At 55.2% G+C, this 22962-nt stretch carries 14 protein-coding genes and 4 pseudogenes; 11 read left to right on the top strand and 7 right to left on the bottom strand.

The genetic code is table 11. From position 1 onward, the window contains the following. Positions 1-2: 2 nt before the first annotated feature. The 3 genes and pseudogenes from F9C28_RS04375 to loiP form a co-directional block, all read right to left on the bottom strand. Positions 3-1221, bottom strand: a pseudogene (locus F9C28_RS04375) (MFS transporter). A gap of 359 nt (positions 1222-1580) precedes the next feature. Continuing rightward, on the bottom strand, positions 1581-2855 hold the full coding sequence (locus F9C28_RS04370) for an OprD family outer membrane porin (protein ID WP_199014020.1): 1275 nt from the start codon (positions 2853-2855) through the stop codon (positions 1581-1583). Between the two features lie 516 nt (positions 2856-3371). Next, the gene (gene loiP / locus F9C28_RS04365; RefSeq protein WP_199014019.1) at positions 3372-4130 is read right to left on the bottom strand and encodes a metalloprotease LoiP; all 759 of its coding nucleotides are present in this window, start codon (positions 4128-4130) and stop codon (positions 3372-3374) included. Positions 4131-4473: 343 nt separating this feature from the next. Here loiP and tkt point away from each other — a divergent pair, with 343 nt between their 5' ends. From tkt to F9C28_RS04330, 7 genes and pseudogenes are all read left to right on the top strand, one after another. Beyond that, complete coding sequence (gene tkt, locus F9C28_RS04360; protein WP_199014018.1) at positions 4474-6465, top strand: transketolase; 1992 nt, start codon at positions 4474-4476, stop codon at positions 6463-6465. 439 nt (positions 6466-6904) lie between these two features. Beyond that, complete coding sequence (gene epd / locus F9C28_RS04355) at positions 6905-7924, top strand: erythrose-4-phosphate dehydrogenase (protein ID WP_199014017.1); 1020 nt, start codon at positions 6905-6907, stop codon at positions 7922-7924. A 49-nt stretch (positions 7925-7973) separates the two neighbouring features. Further along, positions 7974-9137 carry a phosphoglycerate kinase gene (gene pgk, locus F9C28_RS04350; RefSeq protein WP_199014016.1) on the top strand — a complete coding sequence of 388 codons (1164 nt, stop codon included), beginning with the start codon at positions 7974-7976 and terminating at the stop codon, positions 9135-9137. Between the two features lie 106 nt (positions 9138-9243). After that, on the top strand, positions 9244-10323 hold the full coding sequence (gene fbaA / locus F9C28_RS04345; protein WP_199014015.1) for a class II fructose-bisphosphate aldolase: 1080 nt from the start codon (positions 9244-9246) through the stop codon (positions 10321-10323). A 187-nt stretch (positions 10324-10510) separates the two neighbouring features. After that, positions 10511-11374, top strand: coding sequence for a small-conductance mechanosensitive channel MscS (gene mscS / locus F9C28_RS04340; RefSeq protein WP_199014014.1), 864 nt, complete (start codon positions 10511-10513; stop codon positions 11372-11374). A gap of 165 nt (positions 11375-11539) precedes the next feature. Then, positions 11540-12175 carry an arginine exporter ArgO gene (argO, locus tag F9C28_RS04335; protein ID WP_199014013.1) on the top strand — a complete coding sequence of 212 codons (636 nt, stop codon included), beginning with the start codon at positions 11540-11542 and terminating at the stop codon, positions 12173-12175. A 180-nt stretch (positions 12176-12355) separates the two neighbouring features. Continuing rightward, positions 12356-13126 (top strand): annotated as a pseudogene (locus F9C28_RS04330) (oxidative stress defense protein); the annotation flags it as partial. Here the strand turns inward: F9C28_RS04330 and F9C28_RS04325 are convergent. Further along, positions 13083-13967, bottom strand: a pseudogene (locus F9C28_RS04325) (LysR family transcriptional regulator ArgP); the annotation flags it as partial. The pseudogenes F9C28_RS04330 and F9C28_RS04325 overlap by 44 nt on opposite strands. Positions 13968-14204: 237 nt before the next feature. Between F9C28_RS04325 and rpiA the strand changes: the two are divergent. The 3 genes from rpiA (at position 14205) to F9C28_RS04310 (ending at position 18948) form a co-directional block, all read left to right on the top strand. Next, the gene (gene rpiA / locus F9C28_RS04320) at positions 14205-14867 is read left to right on the top strand and encodes a ribose-5-phosphate isomerase RpiA (protein ID WP_199014012.1); all 663 of its coding nucleotides are present in this window, start codon (positions 14205-14207) and stop codon (positions 14865-14867) included. A gap of 288 nt (positions 14868-15155) precedes the next feature. Next, entirely contained in the window at positions 15156-16394 is a 1239-nt protein-coding gene (gene serA, locus F9C28_RS04315; RefSeq protein WP_199014011.1) for a phosphoglycerate dehydrogenase, read from the top strand. Between the two features lie 199 nt (positions 16395-16593). After that, the gene (locus tag F9C28_RS04310; protein WP_408641441.1) at positions 16594-18948 is read left to right on the top strand and encodes a YgiQ family radical SAM protein; all 2355 of its coding nucleotides are present in this window, start codon (positions 16594-16596) and stop codon (positions 18946-18948) included. 54 nt (positions 18949-19002) lie between these two features. Here F9C28_RS04310 and dkgA read toward each other — a convergent pair whose 3' ends face one another. Further along, a complete protein-coding gene (dkgA, locus tag F9C28_RS04305; protein ID WP_199014010.1) occupies positions 19003-19830 on the bottom strand; it encodes a 2,5-didehydrogluconate reductase DkgA in 828 nt (275 codons plus the stop codon). Positions 19831-19953: 123 nt separating this feature from the next. Beyond that, positions 19954-21117, bottom strand: a complete 1164-nt coding sequence (gene yqhD, locus F9C28_RS04300; protein WP_199014009.1) for an alcohol dehydrogenase — start codon at positions 21115-21117, stop codon at positions 19954-19956. Between the two features lie 173 nt (positions 21118-21290). On the opposite strand from yqhD, the pseudogene F9C28_RS04295 reads away from it, so the two are divergent. Next, positions 21291-22214: pseudogene (locus tag F9C28_RS04295) on the top strand (AraC family transcriptional regulator). An 85-nt stretch (positions 22215-22299) separates the two neighbouring features. Here the strand turns inward: F9C28_RS04295 and F9C28_RS04290 are convergent. Continuing rightward, positions 22300-22956, bottom strand: coding sequence for a DedA family protein (locus tag F9C28_RS04290; protein WP_199014008.1), 657 nt, complete (start codon positions 22954-22956; stop codon positions 22300-22302). Between the last annotated feature and the right edge of the window lie 6 nt (positions 22957-22962).

Below are 22962 nucleotides of genomic sequence, written 5' to 3'. Positions count from 1 at the left end.
TGTCACGCCTGTAACGTTAACACTGCTGCGCGTTTTAAGCGCAGCAGCATCATTCCCCCGCCCAACAGCGTAATCAACTGTGTGGCCACCAGTACCGGAAACCCGGCGCTAATCGAGCCCTGCAGGTGCATCACCGACCCCATCATTAACGGCACGAAGGCCGCCGCCAGATGCCCGACACCATTGATCGCGCTATATGCGCTGCCCACCACTTCGTGGCGCGCCTGGTGCTGGACCATGGCCGGAATCGCCGCTCCCTGTAATCCCCAGCAGGTATTGGCCGTTAACAGCCAGAATAACAGCCAGAATGGCTGGCTACTGAACATCAGCCCGACAACCCCCAAAGTGGTTGCCAGCCCACCGGCAATAAAGATCAGCGGTGCCTGAGCCGGGTGCAGTTTATCCAGCAAGACGCCGCCAGCGTATTTGGCCACCAGGCAGAGTACAAAAGGGATGGCCGCCAGCCAGCCGGTGGCCTGGAGGCTGAGCTGATGTTCATCATGCAGCCAGAGTGGGAGCCATGAGGTGCTGCCCCAGAAATAGCTCAGACTGGCTATTTCGACCAGCATCAGCCAGCCCAGTAAAGGGGTGCGCCAGGCGAGGCGGAGAACGTTGCAAACGCGCAGCCGGGTGCCCAGCTGCCGCCCGTCCTGCAGGGGAATAAACGCCCATACCAGGCCGATGCCCAGCACGGTGTTCAGCACCGCCAGCAGATACCAGGTGCCGGACCAGCCCAGTTGATTAATCGCCGGCCCCGAGGAGCGGCACCCCCAGCGCCAGGCCAACGGTGGCCCCCATGGCGGCCACCGCATTTGGCTTGCCCACTTCACGGGGGCCAAAATGGTCATTGATATAGCGGGTTTTCAGGGCCAGTAATGGCCCCTGGGCGGCCCCCGCCAGGCTGCGTGTTAGCATCAGGCCCGTTACCGAGCCCGCCAGCGGCGAGGCGGCACAAATCAGCGCCCAGCACAGCACACAAAAGAACAGCGCCCGGCGGTGGTGCAGGCGGCTTTCCAGCAGGGGGGTTAGCAGCAGGGCGGAAAGCCCATAACCGGCGAGGAATACCGTCATCAGCGCCCCCTGGAGCAGCCGATCGCCGCCGAGGTGAAAGTGAGCGCTGAATGCCGGATTCAGAAGCATCAGGGGCAGGGATACCCTGTCGAGCCACGACATCATAATTAACAGCAGTAACGCGATAATACCTTGCCAGCGTGGGGATATCATCTGATTGCTCTCCTGGTTTACAGGTAAACCGTTTTGCGTCGTTAATGTGTTGGATATCAGTGAGATATACGCATTATATTTACAAGGTTATAGGGGTAATTTTCTGTTTTATAATGTTTTTATAGGGTTTCTTATTGGGATGAACACTGCGCGTGAATGTCAGTGGGCTATTAATTTCAATAGCAAAGATATGCCGCTAGCGAATAAAAAAGATCGTAAAGTGATATCTGCATCGGATTTTGGCAGTCAGTTTTTATCGGTTTAGTGGGGCTGATCGGTAAATGCAGCGGCGGGTGACGGGCAGAAAAAGGCATAAAAAAACCAGGCCGCAGCCTGGTTTTTAGACGTAACGCGGATCAGAAAATATTGAACGGATAATCCACGAATACGCGGATTTCGTTACCGCTCTTGTTGTAATCGCTGGCATCAGAAGATACCCGCAGTACAGAGTAGCGGACTTTCAGTTTCAGATCCTTGGCGAAACCATCCTGCACTTTATATTGCAGCTGGTTAAAGAGTTCGTGCTCTTTGCCGTTGCTGGTGGCGGAGGTTTTGATGTTGTCGCCGTTTACGTAGGCAACATCATAGCTCAGGCCAGGAACGCCCAGGCCACCGAGGTCAACGGAGTAGGCGACCTGCCAGGAGCGTTCGTCTTCGCCGTTGAAGTCAGACCAGTAGGAGTTGCTCAGCCAGATGGTGTTACCGCCATCGCCTACGCCGCCCTGGTTACGGTAACCACCATAGTTATAACCGGCGGTGCCACTGTTCTGCTGGTAAGCCACTTTAAAGGTATGGATATCCCATAATACGTAGCTGGCTGCCAGGCTCCAGATGGTGTTCTTACGACCGGTGTCCATGCTCTCGGCAAATTGCTTATCCAGATGAGAATGGTAGCCGTTGAAGTCGAGGATAAACGTCTGGTCATTGGCGAACGGCTGGGTATAGGTCATCCCCAGGTACTGCTTGTTCAGCGTGTCTTCTACGTTGGAGGCATACAGCGCCCCGGAGAAGTAATCGTTAAATTTGTAGCTGGCGCCGCCGAAGGTCAGGCTTTTCAGCCCGGTGTTGTGGCTGTCGTCACTTTTCTGCTGCTCGTCGGTAAAGTAACCGGCGTTAACATCCAGACCGTCCAGCTCTTGCGAGTTGAGCATAAAGCCGGTGTAGGTTTCATACAGCAGACGGGAGTCATCGGCGTTGAGGATAGGCAGTACCGGGCGCTGGGTACCCCAGCTCAGCACGGTGTTGGACACGCGCATTTTCACCCGACCGCCCGCTTTGAACAGGTCAGATTTTGCTTTGCCGTCGTTATCCTGATGGAAGAAGTCGATACCGCCAGCACCGCTGCGGCCACGGCCACCGTCAAGGCGTACCGCGTACTGTAACAGACCATCAACACCAAAACCGACTGGGCCTTCGGTATAACCGGACTGGAAGTCGAGCATGATGCCCTGGCCCCATTCGGCTTTGGTTTCGGTGTCTTTATATTTGTAATCGCGGTTGATAAAGGCATTACGGAACAGAACGTCCATATGACTATCGTCAACTAAGCCTTTACTGTCTGCCTGGCCCGCGGCGAACACGGAGCCTGAGCTTAACAGCCCAAGCATAATAAGGGAGAGTTTTGTTTTCACTGTTGATAGATCTCTGCTTGCTTTTCTTAATAGAGTGGATGCATTTTTCCTGGCAAATCCCCTGTGAAAGAGACTGAAATACCCCCGCAATAACGGGAAAACAGGCCATTACACAGCGGTTCGCAAGGCTTGCATCACGAATAGTTTTACAGGTAAATAATTATTCTTACTTCCTGATTCACGCGATAGTTACCCGAAATGGCGCTATAAGCAATAAGATTTATGGTGTTTGCACACGAATTGTTACTTTTTATCACCGGTGGTTATATCTATATATTCGCGAGTAAATATCAGGAAAGCCCTGCCTGGTGGCGATTAGTTAAGCAGGAAATTTGTTTAATTACATTTATTTGAAAATATATATCGGATTTGGTGTGCGGATATTCATCAGTAAATAGTCTGGTTATTAGAATTATATTTTGCCAGGAAACGGAATTATTAAATATGATATCCCGCCGGTAGGTTAACCTGCGGGATAATAATCTGTAAGCCCGGTACGGCCCGGGCTGGGGAGAATTACTGAATACCGTCGGCGGCCATGCGATCGCGAATATGCTGGGCCCGGGCCTCTGACGCCGGATGATCATCCAGAATACTGCTCTGGCGATCCTGTTCAAGTTTGGCCAGTTTTTCGAAGCTGGTGGCCAGCCCCGCCGGGCTGATACCGCGCTTACGTAACAGATCGTAGGAGTAGTCGTCCGCTTCGGACTCCTGGCGCTGGGAGAACTGGGCATTGACGACCTGCTCGCCGAGGGCGCCAATCTGGGATTGCGACAGGTTGCCTATCACGCCACCCATTGATGCTGCCGCGGCGCGTAATGCATTGGTGCCCATCGCCACCTGCATGCCTTTCTTCACGTGACCGAGCGCCACGTGGCCCATTTCATGGCCCACCACGGCTTCGACTTCGTTATCGTTCATGATGTCCATCAGCCCGCTGTAGACGCGAATACAGCCGTTGGCCATCGCGAAGGCGTTAACATCCTTGGTGACGTACACCTTATAGTTGGCCGGTACGCCGTTGATATTGTCCCCGAGGGCGGCAGCGATTTTAGTGAGGCGGGCGGTGTACGGGCTGCCTGCCGGGGCGAGGGTCGATTTGCTGTCCATTTCCTGACAGGCTTTGTCGCTCAGTGCGATAACCTGGGCATCTGACAGGGTGTAAGCCTGCATCGCACCGGCACCGGACGTTAATAGCCCGTTAGAATCCATCGTCTCACATCCAGTCAGCAGCGCCGCCATGCTCAGGCCCAACAGCAACATCCGTTTTTTCATTTTATGCATCCGGAATCAATGAATAAGAAAATAAGTTCTGGCCACGGCAGCAGGTTACACCATGGTGACGGCCAGTATAAAAAGAATCCAGACCAACAGGCGAGTAAGTTGTATATGTTGCGAGCTGGATCCAGAGATTTCTGAAGTGATAAAAGGATGTTCCATGTACATGACCAGCGACCTGGGTTACATTGTTGGCACTTTTTCCGGGCCTCGCCCATGACGCATTTATCCGCCGCTTCCCGGCTGGTCTGGCGTTGCTATGCGCCAATCCGGGATTCAAGGATGTGGTAATCGAGTCGTAAACAAGGCATGACCTTCAACTAGCCGATCTGGAGTTAAAATGTCCTCTCGTAAAGAGCTTGCCAATGCTATTCGTGCGCTCAGCATGGACGCAGTACAAAAAGCCAAGTCCGGTCACCCGGGCGCCCCGATGGGGATGGCTGACATTGCCGAAGTCCTGTGGCGTGATTATATGAACCATAACCCGCAGAACCCGCATTGGGCAGATCGCGACCGTTTCGTGCTGTCTAATGGCCATGGTTCAATGTTGATCTACAGCCTGCTGCACCTCACCGGTTATGACCTGCCGATGGAAGAGCTGAAAAACTTCCGCCAGCTGCATTCCCGTACGCCAGGCCACCCGGAAGTGGGCTACACCGCCGGTGTAGAAACCACCACCGGCCCGCTGGGCCAGGGGATTGCCAACGCCGTCGGTATGGCCATTGCCGAGAAGACCCTCGCGGCACAGTTTAACCGCCCGGGCCACGACATTGTTGACCACCACACCTATGCCTTTATGGGCGATGGCTGCATGATGGAAGGCATTTCTCACGAAGTGTGCTCCCTGGCCGGTACCCTGAAACTGGGCAAACTGACGGCATTTTACGACGACAACGGCATCTCCATTGATGGTGAAGTTGAAGGCTGGTTTACCGACGATACCGCCAAACGTTTTGAAGCCTATGGCTGGCACGTAGTACGCGGTATTGATGGCCACAATGCGGACGCCATCAAAGCGGCTATTGAAGAAGCCCGCCGCGTTACCGATAAACCGTCCCTGCTGATGTGCAAAACCATCATCGGTTTCGGCTCGCCAAATAAAGCCGGTACCCATGACTCTCACGGTGCGCCGCTGGGCGATGCAGAGATCGCACTGACCCGTGAAAAACTGGGCTGGCACTATGCGCCGTTCGAAATCCCGCAGGAGATTTATGCCCAGTGGGATGCCAAAGAAGCAGGCCAGGCTAAAGAAAAAGCCTGGAATGAGAAATTTGCTGCCTATGCTAAAGCCTTCCCGCAGGAAGCGGCTGAGTTTACCCGCCGTATGAGCGGCGACATGCCGGCTGACTTTGACGCACAGGCCCAGGCAATTATCGAGAAGTTGCAGGCTAACCCGGCGAAAATCGCCAGCCGTAAAGCGTCCCAGAATGCGATTGAAGCGTTTGGCCCGCTGCTGCCGGAATTCCTCGGCGGTTCTGCTGACCTGGCGCCGTCTAACCTGACCATCTGGTCCGGTTCTAAAGCGATTAACGAAGACGCCGCAGGTAACTATATCCATTACGGTGTCCGTGAATTCGGGATGACCGCCATTGCCAATGGTATTTCCCTGCACGGCGGTTTCCTGCCGTACACCTCGACCTTCCTGATGTTTGTGGAATACGCCCGTAACGCGGTGCGTATGGCTGCCCTGATGAAACAGCGCCAGGTGATGGTCTATACCCATGACTCCATCGGTCTGGGTGAAGATGGCCCGACTCACCAGCCGGTAGAGCAGGTTGCTTCCCTGCGCGTGACCCCGAACATGAGCACATGGCGTCCGTGTGATCAGGTGGAAACCGCAGTGGCGTGGAAATATGGCGTTGAGCGCCATGATGGCCCGACTGCCCTGATCCTCTCCCGTCAGAATCTGGCCCAGCAGGAACGTACTGCACAGCAGCTGGCGGATATTGCCCGCGGTGCTTACATCCTGAAAGATTGCGCTGGCCAGCCGCAGCTGATCTTCATCGCGACCGGTTCTGAAGTAGAACTGGCGGTGGCTGCATGGGAAAAAGTGACCGCCGATGGGGTGAAAGCCCGCGTGGTCTCCATGCCGTCAACGGACGTGTTTGACAAGCAGGATGCGGCTTACCGTGAAGCCGTGCTGCCAAAAGCCGTGACTGCCCGCGTGGCTATCGAAGCTGGTATTGCGGACTACTGGTTCAAATATACCGGCCTGAACGGCGCTATCGTCGGCATGACCACCTTCGGTGAGTCTGCCCCGGCAGAGCAGCTGTTTGAAGAGTTCGGCTTTACCGTTGATAACGTGGTGAGCAAAGCGAAAGCGCTGCTGTAATCACCGGCTGTCGCCGCGCACGGGGTTGATCACTGGCTAACGGTCGGTTGATCCCGTCGGTTGCGTAGTAACAAGGGGCTCATGGATACCATGGGCCCTTTTTATTTATTCGCCAGCACGCCGTGTTAAGCGTTTTGTGCCCGGCACTGGGGGAGGGGATTATTCCCGCTGCCCGGTGGATTTACGGGCAGAAGAACAGGCTTATAGTGCGGCCATCGCGTTGATAAATGTGACCTGGATCAGATTCCAGGGTTTCCTGGCGGGCAGGCCGATTCCTTTTATTCCGGCTTTCGCTTATCCTAGCTGAAGCGTTTCAGTTGGCTAAATGTTCGATTCTTAGCCAGTCAGTCACCCTGTTTTGACCGCTAAGGTTCCACTACGAATGCTGCTGGATTACTCTGTCAGTCATTCTTTTTCAGGAAAGCCTTGCAGGAGACCTATGACGGTACGCATAGCAATTAACGGCTTTGGTCGCATCGGGCGTAATGTGGTTCGTGCTTTGTACGAATCAGGACGCCGTGCGGAAATCGCAGTCGTTGCCATCAATGAGCTGGCAGAAGCGGAAGGAATGGCCCACTTACTGAAATACGACACCAGTCATGGGCGTTTTTCATGGGATGTTCGTCAGCAAAATGACCAGTTATGGGTTGGCGATGATGTGATTCGCATCCTGCATGAGCGTAACCCTGAAGTCTTACCCTGGCGGGAATTAGGCGTCGATGTGGTACTGGACTGTACCGGGGTTTACGGTAGCCGGGCAGATGGTGAGATGCACCTTGCTGCCGGGGCGAAAAAAGTCCTGTTTTCTCATCCTGGCGCTGCCGATCTGGATGCCACCGTGGTCTACGGTGTGAACCACCGTCAGGTCGAGGCAGAGCACCGTATTGTCTCTAACGCCTCCTGTACCACTAACTGCATTATTCCGGTGATTAAATTGCTGGATGACGCGTTTGGGATTGAATCCGGCACGGTGACGACAATCCACTCGGCGATGCACGATCAACAAGTGATCGATGCTTATCATCCTGACCTGCGCCGCACCCGCGCGGCCAGCCAGTCGATTATTCCGGTGGATACGCGCCTTGCGGCGGGTATTACGCGTATTCTCCCTAAATTTTGTGACCGCTTTGAAGCGATCGCCGTCCGGGTGCCGACCATTAATGTAACGGCCATTGACCTGAGTGTTACGGTGACGCAAAAAGTAAACCCACGGGATATTAACCAGTTGTTCCAAAAAGCAGCGAGTGGGGTATTTCGTGGTATAGTTGACTATACGGAATTGCCGTTGGTCTCGATAGATTTTAACCATGATCCGCACAGTGCCATTATTGACGGCACCCAGACGCGGGTCAGCGGTGAGCACCTGATTAAGACCTTAGTCTGGTGTGATAATGAATGGGGCTTTGCTAACCGGATGCTAGACACCACGTTAGTGATGGCCGCTGCAGGTTTCAGGTAAGGCGCGGATTGCGCCTGCAAAACTTTTAGAATCAACGAGAGGATTCACCATGTCTGTAATTAAGATGACCGATCTGGATCTGGCGGGTAAACGCGTACTGATCCGTTCTGATCTGAACGTGCCGGTAAAAGACGGTAAAGTTACCTCCGATGCACGTATCCGCGCATCTCTGCCGACTATCGAGCTGGCCCTGAAACAGGGTGCTAAAGTGATGGTAACTTCTCACCTCGGTCGCCCGACTGAAGGTGAATACAATGAAGAATTCTCTCTGCTGCCGGTTGTTAACTATCTGAAAGACAAACTGTCTGCCCCGGTACGTCTGGCAAAAGACTACCTGGACGGCGTTGACGTGGCTGCCGGTGAACTGGTTGTGCTGGAAAACGTTCGCTTTAACAAAGGCGAAAAGAAAGACGACGAAGCGCTGTCTAAAAAATACGCTGCACTGTGCGACGTCTATGTTATGGATGCGTTCGGTACTGCGCACCGCGCTCAGGCGTCCACCCACGGTGTTGGCCGTTTTGCTGATGTAGCGTGCGCAGGCCCGCTGCTGGCTGCTGAGCTGGACGCACTGGGTAAAGCACTGAAAGAACCGGCCCGCCCGATGGTTGCCATCGTTGGTGGTTCTAAAGTGTCTACCAAACTGACCGTGCTGGATTCACTGTCCAAAATCGCTGACCAGCTGATCGTGGGTGGCGGTATCGCGAACACCTTTATTGCTGCTCAGGGCCACAACGTGGGTAAATCCCTGTACGAAGCGGACCTGGTTGACGAAGCGAAACGCCTGCTGACCACTTGCGATATTCCGGTACCGACAGATGTTCGCGTGGCGACTGAGTTCTCTGAAACTGCCCCGGCTACCCTGAAGTCTGTGACTGAAGTAAACGCCGGCGAGCAGATCCTGGATATCGGTGATGTGTCTGCTGAGAAACTGGCTGACATCCTGAAAAACGCCAAAACCATTCTGTGGAACGGTCCGGTAGGGGTGTTCGAATTCCCGAACTTCCGTAAAGGGACTGAAATCGTGGCTAATGCGATTGCAGACAGCGAAGGCTTCTCCATCGCGGGCGGTGGCGACACCCTGGCCGCTATTGACCTGTTCGGCATTGCCGACAAAATCTCCTACATCTCCACTGGCGGTGGCGCATTCCTCGAATTCGTCGAAGGTAAAGTGCTGCCAGCTGTAGCGATGCTCGAAGAGCGCGCGAAAAAATAATCTTTACGGGCAGGGAAACCTGCCCGTTGTTTTATGCGGCCGTAGTTGCTGCGGCTATTAAATTAAATCCGATTTATACAACGCCGAAGATACAGGACACCGTAACATGTCTAAAATTTTTGATTTCGTAAAACCTGGGGTTATCACTGGTGATGACGTTCAGAAAGTTTTCCAGGTAGCAAAAGAAAATAACTTTGCTCTGCCGGCTGTTAACTGCGTAGGTACTGATTCTATCAATGCCGTGCTGGAAACTGCTGCCAAAGTGCGTGCACCGGTTATCGTACAGTTCTCTAACGGTGGTGCTGCGTTTATCGCAGGTAAAGGTCTGAAAGCAGAAGGTGCGCAGAAGTCTGCCATCCTGGGCGCTATCTCTGGCGCGCATCATGTTCATCAGATGGCTGAATACTACGGTGTGCCGGTTATCCTGCATACTGACCACTGTGCTAAAAAACTGCTGCCGTGGCTGGACGGGCTGCTGGACGCGGGTGAAAAACACTTCGCTGCTACCGGCAAGCCGCTGTTCTCTTCTCACATGATTGACCTGTCTGAAGAATCTCTGGAAGAGAACATCGAAATCTGCTCTCAGTATCTGACCCGCATGTCCAAACTGGGCATGACGCTGGAAATCGAACTGGGCTGCACCGGTGGTGAAGAAGACGGTGTGGACAACAGCCACATGGACGCTTCTGCGCTGTACACTCAGCCGCAGGACGTTGACTACGCTTACACCAAACTGAACGCTATCAGCCCGCGTTTCACCATCGCGGCCTCTTTCGGTAACGTTCACGGTGTTTACAAACCGGGTAACGTAAAACTGACCCCGACCATTCTGCGTGATTCTCAGGACTATGTGTCTAAGAAACATAACCTGCCGCACAACAGCCTGAACTTCGTCTTCCACGGCGGTTCCGGTTCTACTGCGGAAGAAATCAAAGAATCCGTTGGTTACGGTGTTATCAAAATGAACATCGATACCGACACCCAGTGGGCTACCTGGGAAGGCATTCTGAACTACTACAAAGAAAACGAAGCGTACCTGCAGGGCCAGCTGGGCAACCCGAAAGGCGCCGATCAGCCGAACAAAAAATACTACGATCCGCGTGTTTGGCTGCGTGCCGGCCAGACCAGCATGATCGCGCGTCTGGAAAAAGCATTCCACGAACTGAATGCGGTAGACGTACTGTAATCCCGGTACCGATTCCGGTTGCAAAAACCCGCCTGATGGCGGGTTTTTTTATGGGTAAAATTTCTGAAAATGCGGAGCAGCTTGTGTGGTATAGATCACGGTTTGGCATGTTCTGCTATTTTTGATTACCCTTTAAGGGATTATGTATCCCGGTGGGGTTTGATTCTTTTTATATAAGGATTTTAGGATGGAAGACATTAACGTAGCGGACAGCATTCACCAGGCAGGGGGATGGCTGGTTCGTAATCAGGAGCTGTTGCTGAGCTACGCGGTAAACATTGTCGCGGCAATCGCTATCCTGATTATCGGTATGATCGTGGCGCGGCTGATTTCTAAAACCATTAACCGCCTGATGTTGGCCCGTAAAATTGACAGTACGGTGGCTGATTTTCTTTCTGCGCTGGTGCGCTATGCCATTATCGCTTTTACCCTGATAGCGGCTCTGGGCCGGGTAGGGGTTCAGACCGCCTCTGTTATCGCGGTACTGGGTGCCGCCGGTTTAGCCGTTGGTCTGGCATTACAGGGCTCGCTGGCCAACCTGGCGGCCGGGGTTCTGCTGGTTACCTTCCGTCCGTTCCGCACCGGTGAGTACGTGGATCTGGGCGGCATTGCCGGGACCGTGCTGAATGTGCATATCTTCTCCAGCACGCTGCGTACCGCAGACGGCAAAATTGTTGTGGTGCCGAATGGCAAAGTGATTGCCGGTAACATCATTAACTTCTCCCGGGAGCCAGCGCGCCGCAATGAGTGGATCATCGGCGTGGGTTATGATGCCGATATCGATCAGGTAAAACAGCTGATTACCGACATTCTGATGGCCGATACGCGGGTACTGAAAGATCGCGAACTGGTGGTGCGGATGAATGAACTGGGCGCTTCGTCGATCAATTTTGTCGCCCGCGCCTGGAGCAACAGCGCCGATCTGATGCCGGTTTACTGGGATACTCTGGAGGCGGTGAAGAAGACCCTCGACAGCCACCATATCAGCTTCCCGTACCCGCAAATGGATGTGCATTTGCACCGCAGCCACGGGGCGCCAGCCCAGCAATAATGCTAATAAACAGGCCAGTATAAACTGGCCTTTTTTATTGGCTTCTTTGGTGAGTCATTGGCCATCATAAGTTGTACTAATACACGATTAAAATTATCCATTTCCTCTTATATAAACAGCGGATTACACTCCTGCCATTGGTTACGCAATACAAGGACTATTCCGGTGTTATCTTATTATTTTCAGGGGCTTGCATTAGGCTCCGCCATGATCCTCCCCCTGGGCCCGCAAAATGCGTTTGTGATGAATCAGGGGATCCGCCGCCAGTACCATATTATGATCGCCGCCCTGTGCTCAGTGAGTGACCTGCTGCTGATTTGCGCCGGGATCTTTGGCGGCAGCGCGATTCTGATGCAGTCCCCGCTGCTGCTGGCGCTGGTGACCTGGGGGGGCGTCCTGTTCCTGCTGTGGTATGGCTGGGGAGCGCTGCGTACTGCCGCCAGCCCGGACCCGGAGCTGGCCAGTGCCGAGGTCATGCGCCAGGGGCGCTGGCGCATTATCGCCACCATGCTGGCGGTGACCTGGCTTAATCCCCATGTCTATCTGGATACCTTTGTGGTGCTCGGGAGTCTGGGTGGCCAACTGGCGGAGGAGCCCAGGCGCTGGTTTGCTCTGGGGACGGTGAGTGCGTCGTTTATCTGGTTCTTCGGCCTGGCCCTGCTGGCTGCGTGGCTGGCGCCGCGCCTGCGTACTGCCCGGGCGCAGCGTATTATTAACGGCCTGGTCGGGGTGGTGATGTGGGTGATTGCGCTGGGGCTGGCCCGGGAGGGCATCAACCACTTACAGGCGTTGTTTGCCTGACCACCGCTGTGAGGCTTGCCGCACTGTATCTTGCCCGGATCCGCTATGCTTAGCCGATAGGTAAGATCTCTGGTGAAATTGCCCGCCAGGGCTCTGTTTCGGAAACATCTGCTCTTCAGTGAGTGTTTTATGCTAAATACTCGCCAGGTTATCCGTTGAATAGTACATGGAGGAGTTACAGTGAAGTTTAAAATTCTGGTTCTGGCAGCAATGGTGGGCCTGGGGTCTGGTGCGGCAGCGATGGCGGCAGATCTGCCCAACAGCCCGCATATTGTGACTACCGGTACGGCAACGGTTGACGCGGTCCCTGATATTGCCCGGCTGAACATTGAAGTTAATGTCTCCGCGAAGGACGCGGGAACCGCCAAGAAACAAGCGGATCAGCGGGTGGCGCAGTATATGACCTTCCTGCAAAACAACGGGGTCGAGAAAAAAGACATCAGCGCGGCAAACCTGCGTACTCAGCCGATGTATGAGTACACCAAAGAGGGTAAAGCGGTGCTGAAAGGTTACCAGGCGATCCGCAATGTGACCGTGACAGTGCGGGATCTGAACCGGCTGAACGATATGCTGGACGGCGCGTTAAAAGCGGGCCTTAATGAGATTCGCTCCGTGTCGTTTGAAGTGGCTCAGCCTCAGGCTTATCAGGATAAAGCCCGCCAGGCCGCCATTGAAGACGCCATCCGCCAGGCGAATAAGCTGGCCGAAGGCTTCCACACCAAACTGGGGCAAGTCTGGAGCGTGCGCTACCATGTGGCCGATGTACAGCCGGTACCGGTGATGCGCATGATGAAAGCGGCGGCGGCGCCTGATGTGTCCGCCAGCGATACGTATGAACAGCAGAAAATACAGTTCGACGATCGTGTTGATGTGGTATTCGAGCTGGATAACGGCCGGGCAAATACCCCCGCAGCGCACGATGGCCATAATCCAGCAGCGCATCGGTCACCTGGCGCATCATGCGGCTTTCCGGCGCAAAACGGTGCCAGTACAGCATCCGGCGCTGAAACAGCCCGGGGGTCAAATCAATCAGCTCACCGGAGCGCAGCTCTTTCTCAATTTGCAGGTGCGGGATCATGCAGCAGGTGGTTCCCTGGCGCGCCAGCTGCACAAAGGCTTCTGACGAATTCACAATATGGCAGGGGACGCTGCCCGGGGGCAGGTCAAAATGCTGCTGCACAAACGCCTGGTGCATATCGTCGAGGTGGTCAAACGCCACCGCCGGCGCCTTCAGCAAGGCAGCGCGCGTCACGCCGTTGGGGAAATAGCGCTCGGCGAACGGACGGGAGGAGACAAACAGATAATCCAGCGCCCCGAGTTTATCAACCAGGCAACTGGGGAGCGCCTGGGGCTGGATACTGACCGCCCCCACCACTTCACCCCGGCGCAGCCGTTCCTTGGTACGGGTTTCGTCTTCCACCTGCAGATTGAGGCGGATTGGCGAGTCTACTAAAACCGGCGCCAGGGCGGGTAACAGCCAGGTTGCCAGGCTACCGGCGTTCACGGCGATGGACAGCAACAGCGGAGTAGCGCCGCCTTGTTCATCCCCCAGCCATTCATCTTCCAGCAGTTCCACCTGGCGCAGCAGTGCCAGTAATTTTTGCCCTTGTTCTGTCGGACGAGGCGGGACTGTTCTCACCAGCAGTGGCTGGCCGAACATATTTTCCAGTTGTTTAATACGCTGCGATACAGCGGACTGGGTTATACAGAGCTTTTGCGCTGCCCGCTCAAATCCCCGCTCTCTGATAACGGCATCAAGCGCCTGTAGTGTCCTGTAGTCCGGGCGTTTCATGGTGATGTGTTTGCTCCTGTCTTCATTATTTCTGCACTATGACATAAAAATGGCCATCAACCAGGTTAAATCCTTATCCCGGCAAGAAAAAAGCGTCGAACTGCACACACTACCACGGATTACCAGTAAAAATGTCTCGATCCAGCAACGATGGCTGTGGATCAGCCCTGCCACTTACTTCCCGGCGGGTATATAATGCCGCCCCGGACTCCCCCATTGATGACACAGGCGAAAATCATGACGCAGGATGAACTGAAAAAGGCCGTTGGCTGGGCCGCGCTGCAATACGTACAACCGGGTACCATTGTTGGTGTGGGTACTGGCTCCACCGCCGCCCATTTTATTGACGCACTGGGCACCATGAAACACCAGATTGAAGGGGCGGTATCCAGCTCCGATGCCTCCACCGAAAAACTGAAAAGCCTGGGGATTCCGGTATTTGATCTCAACCAGGTAGATTCCCTGGGGGTCTATGTGGATGGCGCTGACGAAATCAACGGCCATATGCAGATGATCAAAGGCGGCGGCGCCGCGCTGACCCGGGAAAAAATCATCGCCTCGGTGGCGGAGAAATTTATCTGTATCGCCGACAGCTCTAAGCAGGTTGATATTCTGGGCCAGTTCCCGCTGCCGGTGGAAGTGATCCCGATGGCGCGCAGTTGTGTGGCGCGTACTCTGGTGAAATTAGGCGGTCGCCCGGAATACCGTCAGGGTGTCGTCACAGATAACGGCAACGTTATCCTCGATGTGCACGGGCTGGAGATCCTCGACCCGGTTGCTCTGGAAGACGCTATCAATGCGATCCCGGGCGTGGTGACCGTGGGGCTGTTTGCCCGCCGCGGTGCGGATGTTGCCCTGATCGGCACCCCCGAGGGTGTAAAAACTATCATTACCAAATAATCTGACCGGGGGCTTACCGGCCCCCATCCCGCCAAAGAAATATCACAAAAAATGTCACCCGGTGTTTTGGTGACATATGTCACAAATTATTATCTGTAATTTAATAAACGCCGATATTTCCTCCAACTGTAACATTTTATTCTGTTTTCTAACCCTGTGTGATATTTGCACATGTTGGCGACGCAAACGTTCATATTGCCGCTGGCGTATTTTTTGATATGTTGACAGAAGGCGAGCTTATTACTAGCGCCCAGACACAACACAGTTCAGATAAGACAGGGTCGGGAAATGGCAAAAGTATCACTGGAGAAAGACAAGATTAAGTTTCTGCTGGTCGAAGGTGTTCACCAGAAGGCGATTGATAGCCTTCGCGCAGCGGGTTATACCAACATCGAGTACCACAAAGGTGCACTGGACACCGAGTCGTTAAAAGAATCCATCCGTGACGCGCATTTCATTGGCTTACGATCCCGTACTCATCTGACTGAAGACGTTATTGCGGCTGCTGAGAAGCTGGTCGCCGTCGGCTGTTTCTGTATTGGTACCAATCAGGTGGATCTGGACGCCGCGGCGAAGCGCGGTATCCCGGTATTTAATGCCCCGTTCTCGAACACCCGTTCCGTGGCCGAGTTAGTGATTGGCGAGCTGTTACTGCTGCTGCGCGGTGTGCCGGAGGCGAACGCCAAAGCCCACCGTGGGGTATGGAACAAACAGGCCGCGGGCTGCTTTGAGGCGCGGGGCAAAAAACTGGGGATCATTGGCTACGGCCATATAGGTACCCAACTGGGGATCCTGGCGGAATCTCTGGGCATGAACGTGTTCTTCTACGATATTGAAAGCAAGCTGCCGCTGGGTAATGCCACCCAGGTGCAGCATTTGTCCGATCTGCTCAATATGAGTGACGTAGTGAGCCTGCACGTACCGGAAAATGCGTCCACCAAAAATATGATTGCCGCAGAACAGCTGGCGCTGATGAAGCCGGGTGCGCTGCTGATTAACGCCTCCCGGGGGACGGTGGTTGATATCCCGGCCCTGTGCGATGTGCTGGCCAGTAAACATCTGGCCGGGGCCGCCATTGATGTGTATCCCACTGAACCGGCCACTAACAGCGATCCGTTCAGCTCACCGCTGATTGAGTTTGATAACGTGCTGCTGACGCCGCACATTGGCGGTTCCACCATGGAAGCCCAGGAAAATATCGGCCTCGAAGTGGCGGGTAAACTGGCCAAATACTCTGATAACGGCTCAACGCTCTCGGCGGTCAACTTCCCGGAAGTATCCCTGCCGCAGCATCCAGGCAGCGCCCGCCGTCTGTTGCATATCCACGAAAATCGCCCCGGGGTACTAACGGCGATCAACCATATTTTTGCCGATCAGGGCATCAATATTGCCGCCCAGTATCTGCAAACTTCGGCACATCTGGGTTACGTGGTTATCGACATTAATGCGGACGAAGACGTGGCCCGTAACGCCCTGCAACAAATGAAGGCTATTCCGGGGACCATGCGCGCCCGTTTGCTGTACTGATCGGCGGCTATGGTACTGAAGCCCACTGCGGTGGGCTTTTCTTTATTGATTCCCCCCATTGATTAACCCAATCCCCCCAAAAGACCGCCGCCCCGGGCTGACGGGTGGCTATTTTCTCCTCAAGGCCCTTCTTTTTATGTTGTCATCAGGCGTATAATCCTGCCCCTTTGATGGTTTTTGTATCACTTCCGGAAACGTTATGAGCAGCATCTCCCTGATTCAGCCCGATCGCGATCTCTTTTCGTGGCCCCAGTATTGGGCCGCCTGTTTTGGCCCTGCGCCTTTTTTACCCATGTCACGTGAAGAAATGGATCAACTGGGCTGGGACAGCTGCGATGTGATTATTGTTACCGGGGATGCGTATGTGGATCACCCGAGCTTCGGTATGGCGATTGTGGGCCGAATGCTGGAGGCCCAGGGCTTCCGGGTGGGGATCATTTCCCAGCCGGACTGGACCAGCAAAGCGGACTTTATGCGCCTCGGTAAGCCTAACCTCTATTTTGGGGTGACTGCCGGGAATATGGACTCGATGATCAACCGCTATACCGCGGATCGCCGGCTGCGCAGTGATGATGCCTACACCCCGGACAACGTCGCCGGTAAACGCCCGGACCGGGCGACTCTGGTGTACACCCAGCGCTGTAAAGAAGCCTGGAGCGATGTGCCGGTGGTGCTGGGGGGCATTGAGGCCAGCCTGCGGCGTATTGCCCATTACGATTACTGGTCTGACACTGTGCGCCGTTCGGTGCTGGTGGATTCCAAAGCGGACATGCTGGTGTACGGTAACGGCGAGCGGCCAATGGTCGAGCTGACCCACCGCCTGGCGGCCGGGGAAAAGATCGGCGATATTCTCGATATCCGCAATACCGCGATGCTGCGTAAAGAGGCCTTACCGGGCTGGTCCGGGGTGGACTCCACCCGTCTGGATACCCCGGGGCGAATCGATCCTATCCCGCATCCTTACGGGGAAGATCTGCCCTGTGCGGAAAACGGCAAGCCGGAAAAAGCCGTGGCCAGCGAGGCGAAACCCGTCACTGTTCAGGCCCCGCGGCCTAAGCCCTGGGAGAAGACCTACGTGCTGCTGCCTTCTTACGAGAAGGTGAAGGGCGATAAAGTGCTGTACGCCCACGCGTCGCGCATTCTGCACCATGAAACCAACCCCGGCTGTGCCAGGGCGCTAATGCAGAAGCATGGCGATCGCTACCTGTGGGTTAACCCACCGGCTATCCCGTTATCCACGGAAGAAATGGACAGCGTATTTGCGCTGCCGTATCAGCGTATTCCGCATCCGTCCTATGGTCAGGCGAAGATCCCGGCCTATGACATGATCCGTTTCTCCATCAATATTATGCGCGGTTGCTTTGGGGGCTGCTCATTCTGCTCGATTACCGAGCACGAAGGGCGCATTATCCAGAGCCGCTCTGAAGATTCGATCATTAACGAGATAGAAGCGATTCGCGACACGGTACCGGGTTTTACCGGTATTGTGTCCGATCTCGGTGGCCCGACCGCCAACATGTATATGCTGCGCTGTAAATCCCCCCGGGCGGAGCAGACCTGCCGCCGCTCCTCCTGTGTCTACCCGGATATCTGCCAGCATATGGACACCAACCACCAGCCGACGATTGATCTCTACCGGCGCGCCAGGGGGCTGGATGGGATCAAGAAAATCCTGATAGCCTCCGGGGTGCGTTACGATCTGGCGGTGGAAGATCCGCGTTATATCAAAGAGCTGGCCTCCCACCATGTGGGGGGCTACCTGAAAATTGCCCCTGAGCACACCGAGCAGGGCCCGCTGTCCAAAATGCAAAAACCGGGCATGGGCAGCTACGATCGCTTTAAAGAGCTGTTTGATCTCTACTCGAAGCAGGCCGGGAAAGAGCAATATCTGATCCCGTATTTTATTTCTGCGCACCCGGGTACCAAAGATGAAGACATGGTGAACCTGGCCCTGTGGCTGAAACGCCACCGCTTCCGGCTCGACCAGGTGCAGAACTTCTACCCGTCGCCGCTGGCTAACTCGACCACCATGTATTACACCGGTAAGAACCCGTTGAGTAAGGTGGGGTATAAGAGTGAAGACGTCTACATTCCCCGCGGCGATCGCCAGCGCCGCCTGCATAAGGCGCTGTTGCGCTACCATGATCCGGCTAACTGGCCGCTGATTCGCCAGGCCCTGGAAAGTATGGGGATGAAGCACCTGATTGGCGGACGGCGTGACTGCCTGGTACCGGCACCGACCATTGACGAGATGCGTGAAGCCCGCCGCCAGAACCGCGGCAGTAAAGTTGCGTTGACCCGCCACACGGATATTGTCCATCAGCGTGGTGCCGGGCAGGGGGCAAAAGCGGCATCCGGGAAAGCAGGCCCGGGGAAAAGCGGCGCCGGGAAAGCGCAGGCCAAACCGGCCGGGGCAAGAAGCGCGGACAGCAAACCCGGGGCCGGCAATAAACCCCAGACTGGCCGTTCCGGGCGGCCGAACGCTGCCGCTACCGCAGGCCGCCGCAGTGGCCCACAGGGGAAGAAAGGCACCCGCAGTGGGGCAGGGAAGTAACGCAAGGTGTTAATGACGGCGCCCGGAGCATCGGGCGCCCGTTGTCAGGCAGTATTACCCGCCGAAGGTGTCCGGGTCCGGGCCTAACCGTTTACCGACATCCATTTTGGCTATCTCGCCCAGTTCGTCTTTTTCCAGCCGGAAGTCCCAGACGTCAAAGTTTTCCGCAATACGCGACGGGGTGACGGATTTCGGAATCACCACCAGGCCGCTGTCCAGGTGCCAGCGGATCACGATTTGTGCCGGGGTTTTGGCGTATTTTTCTGCCAGCCGGCGGATGATGAGATTATCGAATACCCCTTCACCCCCCTGGGCCAGCGGGCTCCAGGATTCAGTCTGGATTTTATGGGTAGCGTTCCAGGCGTGGAGCTGGCGCTGCTGCATCAGTGGATGGAGTTCTATCTGGTTAATCACCGGCGTGACGCCGGTTTCGTCGATCAATTTTTTCAGGTGCTCAATCTGGAAGTTACATACCCCGATGCTTTTCACCAGGCCCTGTTGTTGCAGGTCGATCATGCCCTGCCAGGCTTCCAGATAGTGGCCTTTACCCGGCACCGGCCAGTGCATTAGCCACAGATCCACATAATCGAGCTGGAGTTTCTCAAGGCTGGCCTCCAGCGCCTGGCGCGGGCGCTGCTGATCGTCATTCCACAATTTGGTGGTGATAAACAGATCGCTGCGCGGCAGGGCGGACTGGCGAATGGCGGTGCCGACACCTTCTTCGTTCTTGTAGGCGGCGGCGGTATCAATTGAACGATACCCCACTTCCAGCGCCTTATTGATCGCGTTAACCACGTCCTCGTTACTGGCTTTCCAGACGCCAAGGCCGAGTTGCGGCAGGATATTGCCGTCCTGGAGCTTGATGATAGTCGGATGTGTCATCGGTTCCTCCTTCTGTACATGGAACCGGGCCTGCTCGCCTGATAACGCGATAAGGGCCCGGTTAAACTCTTGCACTAAGTCTGGACTATCTGCCGGAAAACGAAAGTTTCCCGGGTAAATCCCTTAGCGCGCCGCGTCGTAAATCCGGCGGCTGACGTCAAGCGTAATATCGTTATGCTCGCCCAGTTGGGTCATACCGTGCTCTTCCAGTTTCTTCAGCAGTGCCGGGATGGTGCTGCCGTCCAGCTGGTAATCGCGCAGGTGGGTGGCAACCCCCATGGTTTCGAAGAACTGGCGGGTGGCGGCAATGGCCGCATCAATACGCTGATCATCGCTACCGCTGGTGATATTCCAGACCCGCGCCGCGTATTGCAGCAGTTTGTCGTGTTTCTGGGCCCGTTTTTCGTTCATCAGCGCCGGCAGGACGATGGCCAGGGTCTGCGCGTGGTCCAGACCATGCATGGCGGTCAACTCGTGGCCCAGCATATGGGTAGCCCAGTCCTGAGGTACACCGGCGCCGATCAGGCCATTCAGGGCCATGGTGGCGGCCCACATGATATTGGCACGCACGTCGTAGTTTTGCGGATCTTTCAGGGCCTTCGGGCCTTCTTCAATCAGGGTCAGCAGAATGCCTTCGGCAAAACGGTCCTGCACCATGGCGTTAACCGGGTAGGTCAGATACTGTTCGATGGTGTGCACAAACGCATCCACCACACCGTTAGCCACCTGGCGGGTCGGCAGGGTGTAGGTATACACCGGATCAAGTACCGCAAATACCGGCTGAACAAACGGTGACTGGAAGGCGCGTTTGTCACCGGTGGTGCGGCGGGAAACCACCGCGCCTTTGTTAGATTCGGAGCCGGTAGCCGGTAAGGTCAGTACTGAGCCCATCGGGATGGCGCTGGTGATGAACTCTCCGTAGGTTTCCAGGATGTCCCAGGGATCGTTATTGTGGGTGTAATGGGCCGCGGCGGCGATAAATTTGGTGCCGTCCAGTACCGAACCACCACCGACAGCCAGCAGGAAGGTGATTTTTTGCTCACGCACCAGTTCAACGGCTTTCATCAGGGTTTCATAGGCCGGATTAGGCTCGATACCGCCAAATTCGACGATATCCATTCCCTGCAATGCCTGGTAAACCTGATCCAGCACGCCGGTTTTTTTCACGCTGCCGCCACCGTAAGTAATCAGGATCCGGGCATCGGCCGGGATCTGGGCACGCAACTGGTCAATGGCGCCTTTACCAAACAAAATACGGGTCGGCGTATACAGGTCAAAATTATTCATTATTCGGTTCCCCTACTTCAGGTGAATACTTCAGGTGAATGTGTTGCTCAATGTGGTGTTATTGTCCGCGCTGGCGGCCTTCAGGCCAATGCATATTTCTGCCTGTCTCTTGCCTGATCCTCCAGAGTGCTGGAGAATTTTGGTAAATATTTGCAATATACTGAGCATGAATTATGGCAAATGAGTGTAATGCTGTGGCAACCGGAACGATTTATCATCAGCTGACGAAACGAATTAAGTACCTGAATAACGGCGATTTTAATAATGCCGGACAGATGCCGGACATCCGCTTGCTCTACGGGTAACAGCCTTGCCCGCGGATACCGGTGATGTACCAGCCCGGGGTGATTTTTCTCTTCTCCGGGCATAAAACAGGCTATGTCAATGAGCGGATATTCCGCTATGACGCCAATGATTATCTGCTGCTGACGGTACCGCTCCCCTTTGAGTGTGAAACCGAGGCGACACCAGACGCCCCGCTGGCGGGGATACGGATCAATATTGATTTACTGCAACTGCAGGAGCTGGTGATGGAGATTGGCGAAGACGATGCCTTCCACCCGGCCCCCAGCGCCAGCGGGATCAATTCAGCCCAGCTCACCGGTGAGCTGTTATGTAGCCTCGAGCGGCTGCTGGATGTGCTGGACCGCCCATTGGACGCGCGGATCCTCGGCCCGCATATTATTCGGGAAATTCTCTACCACGTATTAACCGGCCCCTGTGGCGGTGCGCTGATGGCGCTGATTAACCGCCAGAGCCATTTCAGCCTGATCAGCCGGGTATTACGGCGCATTGAAGCCCAGTACACCGAAAGCCTCAGTGTCGATCAGCTGGCCGCCGAGGCCAATATGAGCGTCTCGGCGTTTCACCATAACTTTAAAGCGGTGACCAGCACCTCGCCGCTGCAATATCTGAAAAACTACCGTCTGCATAAGGCGCGGATGTTTATGCTGCATGACGGCATGAAAGCCAGCGCCGCGGCGATGCGGGTGGGCTATGAGAGTGCGTCGCAATTTAGCCGGGAGTTTAAGCGCTACTTTGGGTTAACCCCGGGGGAAGACGCGGCGCGGCTGCGGGCGGTGCAGGGCGGTATCTAGTTTCTCAGGGAGGTTGCACCGGGCGCGCGGGCAAAAAAATACCGCCCTGGTGGGCGGTATCGGTAAATTGCGGTATTGCGCTTACTCAGGCGCTGATTTTTTTGCGGATCACCACCAGAACGGTACCCATCAGCCCACCGACCAGCAATAACATCGGCAGCACCATCAGGCAGGTCATCACCTGATCTTCGTGATGTTTGACAAACGGGATCATGCTGATGGCATAACCAAAGCCGGTGATAACGCTGACCCACAGGAAGCCACTCAGCCAGTTAAACAGCTGGAACTTACGGTTCGGCAGCCCCGAGATCCCCGCCATGGTCGGCAGCAGGGTACGAATAAATGCCAGAAAACGCCCCACCAGCAGCGCCAGCAGGCCGTGGCGATCAAACATATAGGTGGCGCGATGATGGTACTGGTCAGGAAGATGTGACAACCAGCCTTTCACGATACGGGTGTTACCCAGCCAGCGCCCTTGCAGATAGCTCAGCCAGCAGCCGAGGCTGGCAGCGGCGGTCAAAATCAGGATCGTGGGCACCAGGTCCATTACCCCCCGGCCTATCATGGCACCCGCCAGTAACAGCAGGCTATCACCCGGCAGGAAAGAGGCCGGCAGCAGGCCGTTTTCCAGGAATAGGGTAGCGAACATTACGCAATAGACAATGCCGACAATATGCGGGTCAGCAAGTGCAGCAAAATCGTGTTGCCACAGCGCAGTGGCAATATGTTGAATGACAACCATGGAGGA

The sequence above is a fragment of the Shimwellia pseudoproteus genome, from assembly GCF_016415625.1.
Taxonomy (GTDB): Bacteria; Pseudomonadota; Gammaproteobacteria; order Enterobacterales; family Enterobacteriaceae; genus Shimwellia; species Shimwellia pseudoproteus.
This window is presented reverse-complemented; position numbering and strand designations above follow the sequence as displayed.

What these genes read in the sequence shown, in the direction of transcription:
- loiP (WP_199014019.1), bottom strand. Translation starts at nt 4,130, where the DNA reads ATGAAAAAACGGATGTTGCTGTTGGGCCTGAGCATGGCGGCGCTGCTG.
- tkt (WP_199014018.1), top strand. Translation starts at nt 4,474, where the DNA reads ATGTCCTCTCGTAAAGAGCTTGCCAATGCTATTCGTGCGCTCAGCATG.
- epd (WP_199014017.1), top strand. Translation starts at nt 6,905, where the DNA reads ATGACGGTACGCATAGCAATTAACGGCTTTGGTCGCATCGGGCGTAAT.
- pgk (WP_199014016.1), top strand. Translation starts at nt 7,974, where the DNA reads ATGTCTGTAATTAAGATGACCGATCTGGATCTGGCGGGTAAACGCGTA.
- fbaA (WP_199014015.1), top strand. Translation starts at nt 9,244, where the DNA reads ATGTCTAAAATTTTTGATTTCGTAAAACCTGGGGTTATCACTGGTGAT.
- mscS (WP_199014014.1), top strand. Translation starts at nt 10,511, where the DNA reads ATGGAAGACATTAACGTAGCGGACAGCATTCACCAGGCAGGGGGATGG.
- rpiA (WP_199014012.1), top strand. Translation starts at nt 14,205, where the DNA reads ATGACGCAGGATGAACTGAAAAAGGCCGTTGGCTGGGCCGCGCTGCAA.
- serA (WP_199014011.1), top strand. Translation starts at nt 15,156, where the DNA reads ATGGCAAAAGTATCACTGGAGAAAGACAAGATTAAGTTTCTGCTGGTC.
- F9C28_RS04310 (WP_408641441.1), top strand. Translation starts at nt 16,594, where the DNA reads ATGAGCAGCATCTCCCTGATTCAGCCCGATCGCGATCTCTTTTCGTGG.
- dkgA (WP_199014010.1), bottom strand. Translation starts at nt 19,830, where the DNA reads ATGACACATCCGACTATCATCAAGCTCCAGGACGGCAATATCCTGCCG.
- yqhD (WP_199014009.1), bottom strand. Translation starts at nt 21,117, where the DNA reads ATGAATAATTTTGACCTGTATACGCCGACCCGTATTTTGTTTGGTAAA.
- F9C28_RS04290 (WP_199014008.1), bottom strand. Translation starts at nt 22,956, where the DNA reads ATGGTTGTCATTCAACATATTGCCACTGCGCTGTGGCAACACGATTTT.